Origin of the sequence: Lederbergia lenta NBRC 16444 (assembly GCF_001591545.1) — a bacterium.
Taxonomy (GTDB): Bacteria; Bacillota; Bacilli; order Bacillales; family Bacillaceae_C; genus Lederbergia; species Lederbergia lenta.
The window spans coordinates 210282-226851 of the sequence record NZ_BCVC01000003.1; the positions used below are offsets into that span (position 1 = coordinate 210282).

The 16570-nt window shown below is 37.5% G+C and carries 16 protein-coding genes; 1 reads left to right on the forward strand and 15 read right to left on the reverse strand.

Features of this window, described 5'->3' with window-relative positions; translation table 11 throughout:
- Positions 1–50: 50 nt before the first annotated feature.
- The 8 genes from BLE01S_RS13160 to BLE01S_RS13200 all read right to left on the reverse strand — a co-directional run bounded on the left by BLE01S_RS13160 (position 51) and on the right by BLE01S_RS13200 (position 6618).
- Positions 51–1253, reverse strand: coding sequence for an ABC transporter permease (locus BLE01S_RS13160; protein ID WP_066142838.1), 1203 nt, complete (start codon positions 1251–1253; stop codon positions 51–53).
- Complete coding sequence (locus BLE01S_RS13165; protein WP_111703381.1) at positions 1250–1930, reverse strand: ABC transporter ATP-binding protein; 681 nt, start codon at positions 1928–1930, stop codon at positions 1250–1252. Before BLE01S_RS13165 ends, BLE01S_RS13160 begins: the two co-directional genes overlap by 4 nt.
- Positions 1914–3140: an efflux RND transporter periplasmic adaptor subunit gene (locus BLE01S_RS13170; protein ID WP_066142840.1), complete on the reverse strand. Its 1227-nt coding sequence runs from the start codon at positions 3138–3140 to the stop codon at positions 1914–1916. The genes BLE01S_RS13165 and BLE01S_RS13170 overlap by 17 nt, the downstream gene beginning before the upstream one ends.
- Positions 3141–3342: 202 nt before the next feature.
- Positions 3343–4104, reverse strand: coding sequence for a membrane protein insertase YidC (gene yidC / locus BLE01S_RS13175; protein WP_066142842.1), 762 nt, complete (start codon positions 4102–4104; stop codon positions 3343–3345).
- Between the two features lie 32 nt (positions 4105–4136).
- A complete protein-coding gene (locus BLE01S_RS13180; protein ID WP_066142844.1) occupies positions 4137–4403 on the reverse strand; it encodes a hypothetical protein in 267 nt (88 codons plus the stop codon).
- A gap of 354 nt (positions 4404–4757) precedes the next feature.
- Entirely contained in the window at positions 4758–5534 is a 777-nt protein-coding gene (locus BLE01S_RS13190; protein ID WP_066142851.1) for an ABC transporter permease, read from the reverse strand.
- The gene (locus BLE01S_RS13195; RefSeq protein WP_066142854.1) at positions 5531–6427 is read right to left on the reverse strand and encodes an ABC transporter ATP-binding protein; all 897 of its coding nucleotides are present in this window, start codon (positions 6425–6427) and stop codon (positions 5531–5533) included. The genes BLE01S_RS13190 and BLE01S_RS13195 overlap by 4 nt, the downstream gene beginning before the upstream one ends.
- Positions 6424–6618, reverse strand: a complete 195-nt coding sequence (locus BLE01S_RS13200) for a PLD nuclease N-terminal domain-containing protein (RefSeq protein ID WP_066142857.1) — start codon at positions 6616–6618, stop codon at positions 6424–6426. Before BLE01S_RS13200 ends, BLE01S_RS13195 begins: the two co-directional genes overlap by 4 nt.
- A 233-nt stretch (positions 6619–6851) precedes the next feature.
- On the opposite strand from BLE01S_RS13200, the gene BLE01S_RS13205 reads away from it, so the two are divergent.
- Positions 6852–7034 (forward strand): hypothetical protein, encoded by a 183-nt coding sequence (locus tag BLE01S_RS13205; protein ID WP_066142860.1) that lies wholly within the window; start codon positions 6852–6854, stop codon positions 7032–7034.
- A 103-nt stretch (positions 7035–7137) separates the two neighbouring features.
- On the opposite strand, the gene BLE01S_RS13210 is transcribed toward BLE01S_RS13205, so the two are convergent.
- The 7 genes from BLE01S_RS13210 to BLE01S_RS13240 form a co-directional block, all read right to left on the reverse strand.
- Positions 7138–7569, reverse strand: coding sequence for a terpene synthase (locus BLE01S_RS13210; protein WP_066142862.1), 432 nt, complete (start codon positions 7567–7569; stop codon positions 7138–7140).
- Between the two features lie 146 nt (positions 7570–7715).
- Positions 7716–9059, reverse strand: a complete 1344-nt coding sequence (locus tag BLE01S_RS13215) for a TldD/PmbA family protein (RefSeq protein ID WP_066142865.1) — start codon at positions 9057–9059, stop codon at positions 7716–7718.
- A 4-nt stretch (positions 9060–9063) separates the two neighbouring features.
- Complete coding sequence (locus BLE01S_RS13220) at positions 9064–10452, reverse strand: TldD/PmbA family protein (RefSeq protein ID WP_066142868.1); 1389 nt, start codon at positions 10450–10452, stop codon at positions 9064–9066.
- Between the two features lie 293 nt (positions 10453–10745).
- Entirely contained in the window at positions 10746–12116 is a 1371-nt protein-coding gene (locus BLE01S_RS13225) for a sensor histidine kinase (RefSeq protein ID WP_066142871.1), read from the reverse strand.
- Complete coding sequence (locus BLE01S_RS13230) at positions 12113–12796, reverse strand: response regulator transcription factor (RefSeq protein ID WP_066142874.1); 684 nt, start codon at positions 12794–12796, stop codon at positions 12113–12115. Before BLE01S_RS13230 ends, BLE01S_RS13225 begins: the two co-directional genes overlap by 4 nt.
- A gap of 560 nt (positions 12797–13356) precedes the next feature.
- Positions 13357–15564, reverse strand: a complete 2208-nt coding sequence (locus tag BLE01S_RS13235; protein ID WP_066142877.1) for an MMPL family transporter — start codon at positions 15562–15564, stop codon at positions 13357–13359.
- Between the two features lie 83 nt (positions 15565–15647).
- Entirely contained in the window at positions 15648–16406 is a 759-nt protein-coding gene (locus BLE01S_RS13240; RefSeq protein ID WP_066142880.1) for an AAC(3) family N-acetyltransferase, read from the reverse strand.
- Between the last annotated feature and the right edge of the window lie 164 nt (positions 16407–16570).

Here is a 16570-nt window from a genome sequence, read left to right on the forward strand (position 1 = left end):
GAAAAAAAACTGACAGTCACATATAGCAGTGACTGCCAGTTCCATTCTGGTTATTCGTATCTTAATGCATCAATTGGACTAAGTTTTGATGCTTTATTCGCTGGAAGGATTCCAAATATAATACCAATAAATGCTGAGAAACCAACACCAATTATGACGACGATAGGACTAATTACTGCTGTGATTGGAGAAAATTGCGTAACAAGCATTGCTCCTAATACAGCAAAACTAATACCAATCAATCCTCCCAAAGAGGTTAATGTAATAGATTCGATCAGAAACTGTAATAAAATTCGCCCTCTTGTTGCACCTAATGCCTTTCTCAAACCAATTTCCCTCGTTCTTTCCGTAACAGACACAAGCATAATATTCATGACACCAATTCCACCAACTAATAGAGAAATACCAGCGATGCTACTAATAACCAATGTAATGATGGTTAAGAACTGCTCATATTCTGCTTCCCAGTCTCCCATATCGTATGTCGTATACATACCATCCTCAAGGCCCTTTAACTCTGTAAGTTCCTGTGCAGCCATCATCCCTGTTTCCGTGAGAGTATCTGCTTCTTGAGCGATAACAGAGATGTTTTGTATTTCGTTTCCGCCAAACATCATGGAAATCAATGATCTTGGCATCAAGGATTCGCCTTCTTCCCCACGATACATCTCAGGCAAAGGTGATTCATAGACACCGATAATCTTATATGGATTATCATCTATATCAACAATTTCACCAATTACTTGTTCAGACTCTTTAAAAAGCTTCTTTTTAGCAACCGTATCTATCATCACAACTCTGTTCATACTATCAACATCTCGACTATTAAGCGCTCGTCCTTCGACGACCTCCAACCTTCTCCCAGAAAAGTAATCAGGACCAACGCCAGTTATTTGCATATCACTCTGTTTCTCGTTATGCACCATCATACCCCAGCCCTGATTGGTACCGATCACTGTTTTTACACCCGGGACTTCCCGGATAGCTTCCAAATCAGTGCCAGTTAATTCTGGCTCCATCCACATCACCTCTGACCCATCCTCAGTAGGGAATGGTTCATAATATAATTCTATGACATTTTCCTCTGTGCTAAACATATCTTCTGTCATTTGTGTCTTAGCACCTTCACCAATAGCAACGATCGTGATAACGGCGGCAACACCAATAATAATCCCAAGCATTGTTAATATAGATCTAATCTTATGATTCCAAATGGAGGATAAGGCAATTTTAAAACTTTCCCATATACTCATGGCATATTCCTCCGGTCATCCGTGATCAGGCCATCTTTTAAAGTAATAATCCTGTTTGTGTATGCCGCTATTTCTTCCTCATGTGTGACGATAATGACCGTTTTTCCTTCTTTATTCAGTTGAACTAAGAGCTGCATGATTTGTTCACTTGTTTTTGAATCAAGGGCCCCAGTTGGCTCATCTGCTAAAATTATGGATGGATTATTCACTAGTGCCCGGGCGATAGCAACCCGTTGTTTTTGACCACCCGATAATTGATTTGGTAAATGGCCCATTCGGTCACCTAACCCAACTTTCTCTAGCATTTCTTTTGCTCTTTTCGTTCTTTCGCGTCTCGGAATACCTGCATAAACAAGTGGTGATTCTACGTTTTTTAACGCATTAAGTCTCGGCAATAAAAAGAATTGTTGAAACACAAATCCAATATGTTCATTTCTAAGCTTTGCTAGTTTTTTTTCTTTTACTGAACCGATTTTTTCTCCATTTAACTCAAATATACCTGCAGATGGATAATCCAAAAAGCCAATAATATTCATTAATGTTGATTTCCCAGATCCAGAGGGACCCATAATAGAAACGAATTCCCCATCCTCTATTGATAGATCAATACCATGCAGAACCGGAACTTTCAGTGATCCATCCCCGTATACTTTCGTAATTTCACTCAGCTTCATCAAAGGAGGTCACTTCCATTCCATCATGCATTCCTTCATCTGGTGCAATGACAACGAGCTCATTTAGTTCCACACCTTCTGTTATTTCGATAAATTCATCATTCATTTTCCCTGTTTGTACTTCACGTCTTTGTAACATACCATCTACTAACACATACACAACCTCAATACCTTCTTCATCTTCGATCAATGCCATATGTGGTATTACAAGTGATTTATCTTTTCCACCCACATTAATCTCAAGTGAAACATGAAAACCTTGGCGCAATTCTGACGTATCATCCGTGATAGCAACCTTAAATGGATACATCGTTACATTGCCACCGCCGCCTCCGAAATCTTCTCCTCCGCCATCTTCATCGTTTGGAAATTGTGAAACAGATTCAACTGCTCCTTTCCATTCCCTTTCCTTAAACACTTTCGGACGGATGATAACGGGTTGTTCTTTTTTTATTTTTACAGCATCAAATTCACTCATTGTACCAATTACTTTATAAGGATCACTTGAAATAATATGTACGACTGGCTCATTTGACCCTGTTTCTGTTTTCGCTACATTTGGATCGATTTTTACAACCATACCATCGATTTTACTTACAACTGTCATTTCCTTTATTTGCTTATCCAAATCATTAATTTGCTCCTGTGCGGAAGCAATTTCTGATTTTGTACTTTCATATTGAATTTCCAATTGAACCTTCTCGTTTGCAAGTTCATTTACATCTTCTTGCGGGGTGGATACTTCTAATTCTCCAGTCTCTTCATTGACCTGTTTTGTCCCCGTTTGCTTTTTCGCTTCTGCAATTCTCTTGTTCATATCAGCAATTTGATTTATTTCTGTTTGTCCTCTTTTTTGAATTAAGTCTCTTTCTCGAACCGCCCTACTAAACTCAACTTGTAGTTTTGAAGAATCGTAAACAAAGAGAGGATCACCAGCAGTTACTTTCTGGTTTTCTTCGACTTTAAATTCACTTATCTCTCCATTTTCCGGCTCTAAAAATACCTTTTGTTCACTTTCAGGAACAATCTTCCCGGTGACAAGAATAGATTCAGTCAATTCTTGTTCCGTCGCTTTTTGTACCATAACTCCCATTTCTTCAGGTTCACCACTTGCTACCTGCGCCTTACTACTAACTATCCAAAAGGTGGTAGCTGCCGCAATCGCTAGGACCCCGATTACTGATCCAATCCAAATCCATACTTTCTTCTTCACTTTGTATCCCCCTAATACCCTTTTTGGTGATAATTTTCCAAAATACGCAATTATTTTACAATACATCAGAAAATTACCAAAATATCTCTTTCTATCATTAATATGACGTTTTATATCAGGGAAAAGTTTCACTTTTTTTAAAAATAATATAAATATCGACAAAAAAAGATAGCCCTATCAAAAAGGCTATCTTTTTCTCATTTTATTCTTTTGCTTTTTCTGGATGATGCTGATAATATCGGCGTCCAATCCACGTTTGAATAATGAGGAAGATTCCCCCCACTGTCCAATATAACGGCAATGCAGCTGGGGCCGAAAAGGAAATAAACATGATCATAATTGGCGATATATACATAAATATACGCATTTGTTTTTTCTGTGCATCCGGGACGGTTGATGCTGATATTTGCGCTTGAATGAGATAAACAAAACCAGCGATCAATGTCATGATGATATCAGTCTGTCCTAGATCAAACCATAAAAACGAATGTGTAGCAATTTCTGTAGAACTACGAATCGCAAAATAGAGACCCATTAAAATTGGCATTTGAATCAGCATAGGTAGACAACCTATATTAAGCGGATTTACATTATGCTTTTGATATAGTTGCATCATCTCTTGCTGAACTTGCTTTTGCTCTTCCGGTGTTTTCGCTTCTTTAGAGCGTTTTTGAATTTCTTCCATCTCTGGCTTTATTAGCTCCATTTTCCCCTTCATTAATTGCTGCTTTTTATACGTTTTTAGCATAAAAGGCATTAAAACGAGGCGGATGATAAGCGTAATGAGTATTAAAGCCAATCCGAAGTTCCCTCCGAGCAGTACCCCAATCTCATGAATCGACCACTCAAATGGTCGGACAAATGTGCTATAGAAAAAACCTGTTTGATTTTCAACCCCTGAACAACCACCTAATAATAAGGTTGTAATGGCGAGTATTGTAATTAATAATGTATTTTTTCTCAATGAATTCACCCTTCTATTTAAAATTTTAACTTTTAAATAGAAGAATGGGGCCCTTCCGGATCATCGGGACATTCTTTTCGCTTAACGGTTTTAAATAACTGTTCAGCTATGCGAAGCGGCCGTTCACTTCTAGTCGCAGGAACGATAAATACTGCAGACTGCCGCGTACTCTCTATATTATTACGTTCATAACTAGGATGAGCGATAGAAAAAAGCTGCAAACTAAGAATCCACATGATCGCAAGCGTCAGTGGCACAACCCATTCCGTATATGAATCTTGCAAAAGAATATCATACATATCGATCACCTAATTTCTCTTCGTATCTTTTAATTATAACGGTGTTTTGGAGAAAAAACAAAAAATACTGCATTTTTTCAATTGGAAAAATTAAATTTACGAGTTTTATAAACCTTGTTAACTGTCTACTGGCGGTTGCGGAACGTTTACTGGCCATTGCGTGTAGGTTACTGGCCATCGCTCTAAAAATACAAGCCATCAGTTGGCTTTTACTGGCGGTGGATGGTGCTTTACTAGCCAACTAACACTTTATACTAGCCATTCTACTTAATTAGCAAAACTCCACAAAAAACTGCTCTATCTAGAAGCAGTTTAATGACATGATTGCTTTTTATCTCTAACCTGGTAAGACTCTTAAGCCAACTCTTTCCGCCTAAAAATTCGAATAGAAAGCACTGCGAGTACAGCCATTACTACGATGGTTACGATGAAGGCAACTGATATTCTCCCAGAAACTTCTTGCCCCATCCAAAACTCACTCGCATATACCGTTAATCCAAAGGGCGTCCAATTCAATTTTTCCGGTAATAAGGATGAAATCGTCGATAGTACAATAACAGTTGCTAATGTCGCAAACGCCGCAATTCCTGCTTTAGAACTGAAACTACTAAAAAATAGTGTGAGTGTAAAAATGAATAAGAGCCACACTCCAAATGTTAAGGTTCCCGCCATAAAATCTGTTACCTTTACTAATTCAAATAATTGATACGTATAATACCAAGATGCCAGCATCCCGAGCAAATAAGAAACACCTACTAGAACAGCACCGTGTAGCCACTTCGCTCCGATAAATGCATGATAAGATACTGGTTTAACTAGAGTCATTGCTGCGGTACCCGAGTTCCTTTCCCCAGCGAGGATTCCCATAAATGCTAAAATAATGACTAGGACACCAAATAGATTAAGTTGACCTGCTGTCCGAACGAGCACTTCTCCTGCTGTTGGCATTGGAATTTCAATGACCGTCCCTTCCGGTAAACCTCCAAATTGCTCGATGATTTGTGGTGTATAATAAGCCGTTAACGGTTCCATAATCCCAAGGAGGATGAATACAAGCGGTATCCAAATCCACCTAAAATCACGTGTTGCTTCTAACCATTCCTTTTTAAAAAGTACTTGAAACTGTTTCATTTTTTCACCACTTTCATAAAAATCTCTTCTAATGAGACATCACTCATTTCAAATTTAATAAGTGGCAATTGTTCGCGAAGAATGATTTGAAGGATGTCTTTTTTGGCCTCTTCTATATCTTGGACCTCTATTACTAATGTGTCTCTGTTCACATTCACTTTATATTTATTAAAAAGGGGCATATACAATGAAGCAGCATCGATAAATTGTAGATTTATCAAATTCTCCGCATTTCTTTTCTTCACATCTTGTAAACTACCAGCCTCAATTATTTTTCCCTCATTCATAAATAAAACATGATCACTGACTTCTTCTGCATCATTTAAAATATGAGTGGAAAATAAAATCGTCGTCTCCTCTTTTAACTTTTTCATAAGCTCCAAGACTTCTCTTCTCCCAAAAGGATCAAGTGCAGAAACGGGTTCATCCAGCAGAATTAGTTTTGGTTTGTGAATCAATGCCTGTGCAATGCCAAGTCTTTGACGCATACCACCAGAATATTGACTTATTTTCCGTTTCTTTCCGTCCTCTAAACTGACAAGCTGTAAAAGTTCTGCCGTTCTCGTTGCTGCTTCCTTTTTCTCTAAACCACAAATCTCACCCGCAAACATCATGTACTCTTCCCCACTCATCCAACCGTAAAAAGAAGGATATTGCGGTAAAAATCCGATTAATGTGCGAAGATCCTGCTTTGGATGAAGAAGGGGTGATTGAATTTCTCCCGTAGTTGAAGTAAGCAAACCAGCAATCATATTCAATGTCGTCGTTTTTCCTGCACCATTCGGACCAAGTAAAGCTGTACACTTTCCCGATTCGAGCGCAAAATCTAAACTTTGTACCGCCTTTTTATTTTTATATTGCTTTGACAGGTTGTTAATCTCTAGCACATTCATCTGTCCTTACCCCTTCCAAATACAAAATATATGATTGGTCCTAGAAGATTGCCAAACAGAATGACAAGTACCCAAATCCACTTTGACCCATTCGCTCGCTCTTGTTTTTTCAAATCAATCAACGCAATGACAAGTAAAACAAATTGAATTACGAGTAATGGCGCGATCAATCCCCAATTAATTGTTGGCATACTACACTTCCTCCCACTTGTTCTACATCTACTATAACAGATATAGAATGTATTTTCTATATATTTTTAAAAAATAGGCTTGTTCAAACGCTAATTGCAAATGTTTATTAATTTTTAAAGTAAATATAGGCAACTTTACTATCAATTCAACGTCATTATATATGAATTATTAATTATCAATAAAATATCGAAAAAGTGTTACCTCTTGGTATAAATAAAGGAGTTGATAAATTTTGAGAAAAGCTAAGAAAATTTTAAATTCTTCTAGATTATTTGATCACACCTTAATTTTCTTAGGAGTTTTGGTTTTTTATAATGTTTTATTTGATATTAAAATTGATATTTTAAATATTTTAATATTTACTGTTGGTTTTTCTATCTTATTACTAGCATCAGAACTAATAAGAAGGAAGTAATAAATAATTTTATACTCTAGTAGACATGACGCTAGTTTTCGGAAATTAAAAAGGATCTTCAATTGAAGATCCTTTTTAATTTAATCTACTTAGCTACCATTCTTTAATCTTGAGATAAATAAATCCAGTTTATTTCATCAAATTCTTCAATAATATAACTTGAACCTATATTTTGTAAAATCTTATTGAAAGACTCTATATTATCATCATTATCATATAAATCTTCTTGAATATATTCCTTAATAATGAAATTCGTCAAATTTGTATTATTCACAAACACTGAAAAGTACTCTCTCAAAGTAATTGAATCTTCTTTTATAAAAGTTTCATCATTAATTAATGAAATTCTTATTACATTTAAAATTTCATTAATGTCTTTTTCATCCATATAACATAAAGGTTCCATTTTTTTATCTTCTTCTGTAAAAGGATTTTTAGTATCCTCAATTATTACATAAGCTAAAATATTTCCGTTGTTTAACACATGAAAAATTTCTAAGTCACGCAATTTTAAAATTCTACTAAGTGAAATCATCGTTTCCTCCCACCAAAATATTAGATTAACATAACACTCGATGTCTTTAGTCATGAAAAAACAAGCCCCAGTAATTCGCCATATTTTGGCGAATCTGGAGCCTTTGGTTTGGGAAAAGAACGTGCTCTCCCTTATCTTTCTATATATTATTCAACTGTTACTGTTAATCCTTTTAATAAAAGCGACGGAGATCCAATTCCACTGGTCGAAAAGTAAAGATCAGATCCGACCTCATCTATTTGTTTTAGCAGTTCAAAGAAATTCCCAGCAATCGTCATTTGCTTCACAGCTGTTTCTACCTTACCATCTTTCACATAAAAGCCGTTTGCTGCAACAGAGAAATCCCCTGAAACGGCATTAGCACCAGAGTGCAGACCGGCAAGCTTTGTAATGATGACTGCTTCCTTCTGAGCATTCACTAATTCCTCATGTTGTTTTTCGCCCGGCTCGATATAAAAGTTTGAAGGAGCAACTGTCAATGTTCCTTTATATGAAGACTTATATGCGTGACCTGTCGTTTCCACGCCAGCTTTTTTCGCAGTTTTACGATTGTGAAGCAAGGTCTGTAATATTCCTTTTTCGATAATCGTGCATGTTTTCGATGCTACACCCTCGCCATCGAAATTCCTACTATCAAAACCTTCCTCATGAAAAGGATCGTCTTTGATCGTAATATTCTCGGCTGCAATCATTGTTCCAGTTTTTCCTTCTAGTAATGAACGGCCTTTTTGTGCAACCTCGGCAGAAAAAGTCGATACAAATGTCGCTAGCAAACTTGCAGAGGCATCATTGCGAAAAATAACTGGATATCTTTTGCTAGCAACTGATTTTTCTCCCAGATAAGATAGAGCTTCTTCCGCCGCTTCTTTTGCTATTTCATCGGCATTTAGTGTGGAGAAATCCTTCGTTATTTTTACTGTGAATCCACTTTTCGTTTCTTCTTCCTGCTTAACGACAACCGATAGGACGATAGCGAGATAATTTTTCCGATCATGTAAAACAAGCGCCCTACTATTAGCAAGAACCCGTTCTTTCGACTGCTCTATCATCTTGCAAGAATTAAGTGAAACGATGCGGGGGTCATAGTTAGAGACCTTCTTTTCCACTTCTTTCAAAAAAGCAATTTTATCAGGAATAGAGATCATATCTAAGCTTTCTGAATAGAAATCTCTTTCTTCGTATTCATCACTACCTGCGAAAATATCGTCTTGCTCCTCATCCTCGATAACTTGCGCATTTGCTTTCGCATGTTCGAGTAAGTAAATGATTGATTCCTCATCAAACTTTTCTGTGTAGGCATAACCCATTTTCCCATTATAAAGACCTCGGAAAGAAAGCCCACTATCTTCGGCAGTTTCGTAATGATCCAGTTCACCTTTATAAATCTCGCAGGCAAAGCGATTGGATTTTTCATAATAGATCTCCATATCTTCAAACCCATGCTCTAATCCATTGCCTAATAGCATTTCTTGAAATTTCTCCACTTTCATCCGATTACTCCCCCTTCGTTCCACCAACGGTTATTTCACTTACACGAATCATTGGCTGGCCAACATTCACTGGAAGGCTACCGCTAACAGAACCACACATGCCTGCTCCATGAGCAAGGTTATTACCAACCATGTCAACAAGCTGTAATGTTTTCGGTCCATTTCCAATCAATGTAGCACCCTTAACTGGTTTGCCAATTTTTCCGTTTTTAACCATATATGCTTCCATAATCGCAAAATTATAATCTCCAGTTGCCGTATTCACGGAGCCTCCGCCCATATATTTTGCGTACAGTCCATGCTCTGTTGATGCAATAATTTCATCCGGTGTCGATTTACCTGGTGCTATATACGTATTTGTCATGCGTGAAGTTGGATTAAAGCGATATGATTCTCTTCTACTTGAACCAGTCGCATCCATACCCATACGACGCCCATTAAATCTATCAATTAAATAGCCTTTTAATATTCCATTTTCAATTAAAACATTTTTTCTCGTTCTTTCGCCTTCATCATCTATATTTAAAGAACCCCATTCATTCGGTATAGTGCCATCATCAATATAGGTAACGATATCTGGCGCAACCTTTTCTCCGATCCTATTCGCAAACACAGAGTTATTTTTCGCAACAGCCGTCGCTTCTAATCCATGCCCACACGCTTCATGAAAAATAACACCACCAAACTCATTATCGATAATTACAGGGAATTTTCCACTCGGACATTCTTCCGCATCAAGCATTGTTACTGCAATGCGCGCTGCTTCACTTGCATAATGTTCTAGGTTCAGATTCTCGAAAAACTCAAATCCTTGATAAGCGCCAGGACCATAGAAGCCCGGCTGCATTTGCGTTCCATCCGAAGCGATTGCTTGAATCGCCATCCGGCTTCTTACCCGCGTATCTTCGACGAACTTGCCTTCTGAATTCGCAATTAGGACATTTTGTTCGTTATCAATATAATTGACGGTTGCTTGCTTTATACTAGAGTGATAATTTTTCGCTATCTCATAAGCCTTTTTCATTACTGCCGCTTTTCGCCCATTTTCAATTGTTCGCGGCATTTGTATAATTTTATGTATTGGTTCAATCATTTCCTGTTTAAGTGCTGCAATTGTGTGCTGCTCACTACCCTTTATCGCATGTGCAGCATTTTTTGCAGCCTTTAGCAAGCCAGCTGTGGTAAAGTCTGTCGTGTAAGCATACACACTTTGAAGACCATTGAATACACGAATTCCCACACCAGCATCTCTGCCCGAAATACTGCGGTCAATCTTACCTTCCTGAAGCATTATACTATTCGTAAAGCGATCTTCAACGAACACTTCTGCAAAATCTCCACCTGTTGATAAAGCTGCCGTCAATATGTCCTCGATGCTAGATTTACTTAACATACATGTATTCCCCCTTGATTACCAATTTTAAGCGTTTACTTCTCTACTAATAGTTTACTATTGATTGTTAAGCTTTTACTACTGATTGCGCTTCGTCTCATCCGTTATTTATTTACACGGCTATGATTATGTGGAGTTGGAGAATTTATGTTCAATTAGGTTTTATATTGCTCTGAAATTGTTAATCCGGTCTACTTCGGGTAATCTCACTCTATTCGCCGTCTCACGATTCTATTCGCGATCAACCACTTTCTATTTACGACCGTCAAACCCACTCTTTAAATATCCAAATCTCACCACGGTAGCCGAATGATAAATTCGGTTCCTTTTCTTAACTCACTACTCACACTAATGGTGCCACCATGTATGTCGATAATTTTTTTCACTACAGATAGCCCTAGGCCACTCCCAGATTTCGTTCTATTCCTAGATTTATCTGCCATATAAAAACGGTCGAAAATTTGCGCTAATTCTTCTACTGGAATGCCAGTTCCTGTATCCCTTACCACGACAATAATATCATCATCCACTTTGGCTGAAATATAGATAGCTCCACTTTCATCTGTAAATTTAATGCTGTTTGCAATTAGGTTCATCCACACTTGGAACAACAACTGCTCATCCGCATTTATCACTATCTCTCGTAAATCAAGATTGATTTCAATATTCTTTTGATTCCACTGCCATTCTGTTACAAGTATTACTTCGCGGATTTGTTCATCAAGCCTAAATTCAGTTTTACTTATGGACTTCACTTGTTTATCTAACGATGAAAGCATCAATAGCTGTTTGCTAAGTGAAGATAGGCGACTACTTTCTTGTTCAATAATGGACAAATATCGGTCTGCCTCTTCCTTTGAAACAGTTTTTGTACGAATCGCCTTCGTAAATCCTTGAATTGATGTAAGTGGTGACTGAATTTCGTGTGACACATTTGAAACAAATTCTTGACGCATATCATCTAATTTTTGCAATGATTTAGCCATTCTCCCAAAATCATTTGCAAGTGCACCGATTTCATCTGACCGATTGCTTTCAAGCTGGATATGATAATTTCCACTTGCAATTTTTCGAGCTGCTTTCGTTAACCTTTTTATTGGTCGTACAATAAATGTTGTAAAAATAAGGATCAATAACAAGCTTAATAAAAATGTGATTCCTAGCAGCAAACTGAATACAATTCGCATTTCCCCAAATTGTTTTTCCACATTAGGACGTACGAATAAAGCCTTTGTCTGCCCGTCAACCGTAATAGGAATGCCAATACTATTTTCTAAATTATCTTTAAAAAAACCTGTTACAAATAGATTGCTTTGAAAATCGGAAATGCCATAGTAAGTATTACCATGCAAAATTGATTTAATAATATTTTCTTCCAAATCATAATTACGGAATCTATCTCCATATTGCGTACCTTGCAGATTTTCATCAACCAAATATAGCTGAAAGTTCATATTAGCAACACTTGTTAGAAATTCATCCATTGGTAATTCATTATGCTCATGTAAATAAGCAATTTCACGGGAGATTTCAAGGATTTTCTTCTCATTAAAATCCTTTAACTTCGAATGATAATAAAGATTAGAAAATAAAAAGGCGATGATGCCACTGACGAGCGCTACTAAAGCAAATGTAGCAACGATTCTAAAATATAGTGATTTCATTTTGTTTTTACCTCAAGTTTATAGCCTAATCCTCTAATCGTAACAATCTGAAAATCGTCTGTCAGTTTGCTAAATCGTTCCCGCAATCGTTTAATATGAACATCTATCGTTCTACTATCCCCTTCAAAATCAATACCCCACACTAAATGTAAAAGTTGGTCACGAGTGTATGTACGATCTGGGGAACTTGCAAGCTGTGTAAGCAATTCGAATTCTTTAAGTGGTAATATAAAACTCTGATCCTCCACTTTCACTTCATAATTATTACGATCAATCACCGTATTTCCCATTGAAATAATATTTTCAGAAACCATTTGATAGCGTCTTAACAACGCTCGAATTCTAAATAGCAACTCCTCCGGTTCAAAGGGTTTTACTACATAGTCATCTGTTCCCGATAAAAACCCCTTCGCTTTATCTTCCATCTCACCTTTTGCAGTTAGTAAAATGACCGGAATATCATAGTATTTTCGAATTTCCTCACATAGTTCCCATCCATTTTTTTTAGGCATCATTACATCAACAACTGCTAAATGTATTTGCTCCGTCTCAAGCAAATCTGAGGCTTGCTCACCGTCTTCCGCTTCGATAACACTATAACGTTCTTGTTGAAAATAGAATCGTAATAATTCACGAATATGCGGATCATCATCCACAACTAAAATGCGCGTTTTCAACATACATCACTCCTCATTTTTACTTTACCTTAAAAACGAATATAAGTAATCACTTTCAACCTTTTCATGAAAAGGTAAGAGATTATATGCTTTGTGATCCAAGTGCGGCGATTCACCGCACCACCTATACCCGCCACTTGTTATTTTGAAAAACATTTTATCACTAATGAGCAGGTAACATATATTAGACTCCTGCTGGAAAAGTCCATCTACCTAAGATCCCGCAGGAGCGAAATGAATATTCGTTAGGTTTATTTGACATACAGATTTCCCAGAAGGTATAAAAATCTAACTACATTTGCATGAATGGAACAAAGCTACTGTGAGAAAAAGATAACCAATTTAATTGAAGCGTAAGGTGGCGGCTCCAAGGGGATCAGCGTGACAGGTGAGACCCTGCAAGGAGAGTAGCGACTGAAGCGGCTCACAGCACGCCTCCGGAAAGCGCCATCCTGGAGCGCAAATCAACATTGTTAACCCTTGCGTTGTAAGTAGAGGTCCTTGACTAAATAGAAATAAAGGCGTTTCGAATAAAATCATCCGAAACGCACATCATTATTGGATTAAATTTTCACTATCGTTTCCAATTCTTTCTTCTCTTTATCCTTTCGATGCGTCCATATTAAAATCGACGGTAAGAAAATGCCCCTGATTAAAAAGGTATCGAGTAAAATTCCTAAGGCCATTGTAAAGCCGAATAAAAAGAGCTCCTGTAAAGGTTGTGTCATCAAGACTGCAAAGGTAGCCGCAAGAATTAACCCCGCTGACGAGATAACTCCCCCAGTTAAGGCGACACCACGTCCAACCGCTTCCTTCCACGGATGTGTCCTTGCTTCCTCTCTAATGCGTGAAACAAGCATGATATTGTAGTCAATTCCCAGTGCGACCATGAAGACAAAAGTGTATACAGGTAATCGATAACTTATCGCTTCAAAGCCCATTAAATGTTTAAAAATCCACCAGCCAAATCCTAGTGATGCAAAATAAGATAACAGAATGGTAAACATCATCAGAATTGGCATAAGAACTGCCTTTGTCTGGAAACCAAGAATTACAGTTAGTAACACTGTAACAAGTGAAAACAAGATAATCATATCACGCTCGTTCATTTGCTTTACATCAAGCTGCTGTGCTGTTTGACCAGCATACTGAAGCTCGTAGTCAGTTATAGAAAATCCACTATTTTTAACTAGCTCCTTTTCTGAATTTCTAAGTTTTTGAACCGTATCAAGTGCCCTTTGTTCATACGGATTATCAGCCAATACAACTTGAAGACGTACTGCCTTTTTTGAATCTGCTAAAAAGTTGCGAGGTAGTTCATGTACATCATTTGGGATCATCGTTGTGACGGAACTGATGCCTTTTTCCCTCTCTAATCCCTTTTTCAGATCATTCATGTTTTGTAAAAATGCTTCGTTTACCTCTATCTCTTTATCAGATTGTAAAATCACTGTTAATGGTGCCAATTGACCAACTGGATAATGCTCTCCTAATAATTCAAATCCTTGACGTGATGAGATATCCTCCGGAAATGAATTCAACAAGTTAAAGGAATATTTCACAGATGTAAAATTAATGGCTCCAATTAGTAAGACGATTAGTAAGCTAGCAGCTAATAATGCAGGTCTTTTCATTACTTGCTTACTTATTCTCGACCAGACACCAACCTTGTGTTTTGCATCCTTTTCTACTTTAGGAACAAATGGCCAGAATGCCTTTCTTCCCATTAAAGCAAAGATGCTTGGGATGAGGGTTAAGCCAGCAAGCAAAATAACAACAACTGCCACTGAAAACACAGGAGCAAAATGATTGTATGGTTCAAATACAGTTACGAATAGTGTTAGCATTGCCAAGAATACCGTCCCACCACTAAACGTAATAGGCTCTGATACATGGTGCATTGCTTCTTCCATTGAACTATACTTTGACGCTTGCTTCCTTAATTCTTCGCGATAACGTGAAAAGACGAACAGGCTATAGTCAGTTAAGACAGCAAACAATAAAACGAGCATAATAGAAACTGCCGAACTATCAACTGCAAACCATTCATTTTTACCAGCCAATCCTAACACCCTGTCAACCACTCCATATACAATCCCCGCAATAATTAGCGGTGTAATCGCTAGTAATGGAGAGCGATAAATAATAATTAAAATAATAAATATTAAAACAATCGTGGCCAACATTAAAACAAAGTCGGCATTCCTAAACAATGAAATAGTATCGGCAGAAATCCCAGCAGGACCAGTGATTTCAAATTGCATACCATCATCGATACTAATTGCATTTGCTTTCTCCCTGATTTTTTCCATCGTCTCATTTGCAAGGCCTGAATCTAAATCAGCTTGTAATGACAAATTAAACAATAATGTTGTACCATCTTCTGAAAACATTTGGTCTTGTACAGAAGCGGGAAATTCATGATATGGTAATGCGCTAGAAATATATTCTGGCTTTTGATCCGATGCAAGCCATTCACTTAACTCTGTAATTTTTTCTCTATCTTGCCCAGTAATCTTGCTATCACGGTGAAAAACGAGCAGAGCTGTCAAGCCTTCATTCGAGGGATACTCTTCTTTTAATACTTGGGCAGCAATTTCTGAGGGAGTGTCCCCTTTGACACTTCCTTCTTTACTGTTACCTTCATATTCTTTTGCTGATGGAGCCAGCATACTCATAAGCACAACGGCGACAAGCCATACTGCTAGAACAACTTTCGCTCCTTTAGAACTGCTTGAATATTTAGCGAGTTGTTGGAACGGACGTAACATACGATTCATCTCCTTAGTTCATTTCTTCCTATATTGTAGGAAGTGGATATGAACGGAGTATGAATAATGGATTACTCAATTAGTTAAGAAACATATTCTCTTGCTTGCATACATTCTTCACAGTCTTTTTCACAAAGAAAATAATATATATTCCTATTTAGTTGTTCACAAGCAATTTCAACTACATCTTTAGCCTTCATTAATTGGGCAATGCCTTTTCCAATCTGGTGAGTGGATAGTAGGTTGCTACTTTTAAGTAATGGCTCCATTTTACTAAAGTTTTGACAGCAATGATTGATTAGTGGAACGGAGACTTTTTCTACCTTTCCATTCTTAAGAAGCGGCATATCAGCCACAATTCTATAAGGAACTTCGCTTACCGACTCAGCCACATGGATCACCGTATTGGCATTAAAAGAAACACCGAGGAGAAGGATACTTCCATTCAGCTGAAAAACTTTTCCGATCGGGCTTTTAATGCCTTCAGGATCATCTAAGGGATGGGAAGAAATGATTTCCTCCGCGTATTTTCCTTTAGCCGCGAAAGAGCTATTCGGGTGTGAACTTCTCTTCACAAAAGGCATTTGCCAAAAAGTTTCTGCTACAACTCCCATCCCATCCGTAGGTGTCTTTTTGGGATCAAAAACTTCCTCTCCATTTGTCATAGACGGCATAACTAATGTTCCATCGTCTCCTAAAATTTCTAACAAACTTTCTATCACTACTATTGGTCCACCTTCTATGTAACCGACATTTCTAAGTGATGTATGAACGACAAGTACCATTCCCTCTTTTATTCCGATTTCCATAAAAGCGTGCTTCAGCTTTTCTTTTGTCAGCATATATATTCGCTCCCTTGTACATTCTTTCTTAGCATTTCTATTAATCGGCTATATTTTCCTTCTTCCAGCCTATTTGATCTTTTTTTAAAAATAACGATTGACATCTTTTTTTATTCGTTGTATGGTTAATTACATAAGTAACTAACCGACATGGTGGTGAGGCA

Excerpts from the sequence above, each read along its gene's own strand:
- BLE01S_RS13230 (WP_066142874.1), bottom strand. The coding sequence starts at position 12,796 with ATGTTGAAAACGCGCATTTTAGTTGTGGATGATGATCCGCATATTCGT.
- BLE01S_RS13160 (WP_066142838.1), bottom strand. The coding sequence starts at position 1,253 with ATGAGTATATGGGAAAGTTTTAAAATTGCCTTATCCTCCATTTGGAAT.
- BLE01S_RS13235 (WP_066142877.1), bottom strand. The coding sequence starts at position 15,564 with ATGTTACGTCCGTTCCAACAACTCGCTAAATATTCAAGCAGTTCTAAA.
- BLE01S_RS13240 (WP_066142880.1), bottom strand. The coding sequence starts at position 16,406 with ATGCTGACAAAAGAAAAGCTGAAGCACGCTTTTATGGAAATCGGAATA.
- BLE01S_RS13210 (WP_066142862.1), bottom strand. The coding sequence starts at position 7,569 with ATGATTTCACTTAGTAGAATTTTAAAATTGCGTGACTTAGAAATTTTT.
- BLE01S_RS13200 (WP_066142857.1), bottom strand. The coding sequence starts at position 6,618 with ATGCCAACAATTAATTGGGGATTGATCGCGCCATTACTCGTAATTCAA.
- BLE01S_RS13190 (WP_066142851.1), bottom strand. The coding sequence starts at position 5,534 with ATGAAACAGTTTCAAGTACTTTTTAAAAAGGAATGGTTAGAAGCAACA.
- BLE01S_RS13215 (WP_066142865.1), bottom strand. The coding sequence starts at position 9,059 with ATGAAAGTGGAGAAATTTCAAGAAATGCTATTAGGCAATGGATTAGAG.
- BLE01S_RS13225 (WP_066142871.1), bottom strand. The coding sequence starts at position 12,116 with ATGAAATCACTATATTTTAGAATCGTTGCTACATTTGCTTTAGTAGCG.
- BLE01S_RS13195 (WP_066142854.1), bottom strand. The coding sequence starts at position 6,427 with ATGAATGTGCTAGAGATTAACAACCTGTCAAAGCAATATAAAAATAAA.
- BLE01S_RS13180 (WP_066142844.1), bottom strand. The coding sequence starts at position 4,403 with ATGTATGATATTCTTTTGCAAGATTCATATACGGAATGGGTTGTGCCA.
- BLE01S_RS13220 (WP_066142868.1), bottom strand. The coding sequence starts at position 10,452 with ATGTTAAGTAAATCTAGCATCGAGGACATATTGACGGCAGCTTTATCA.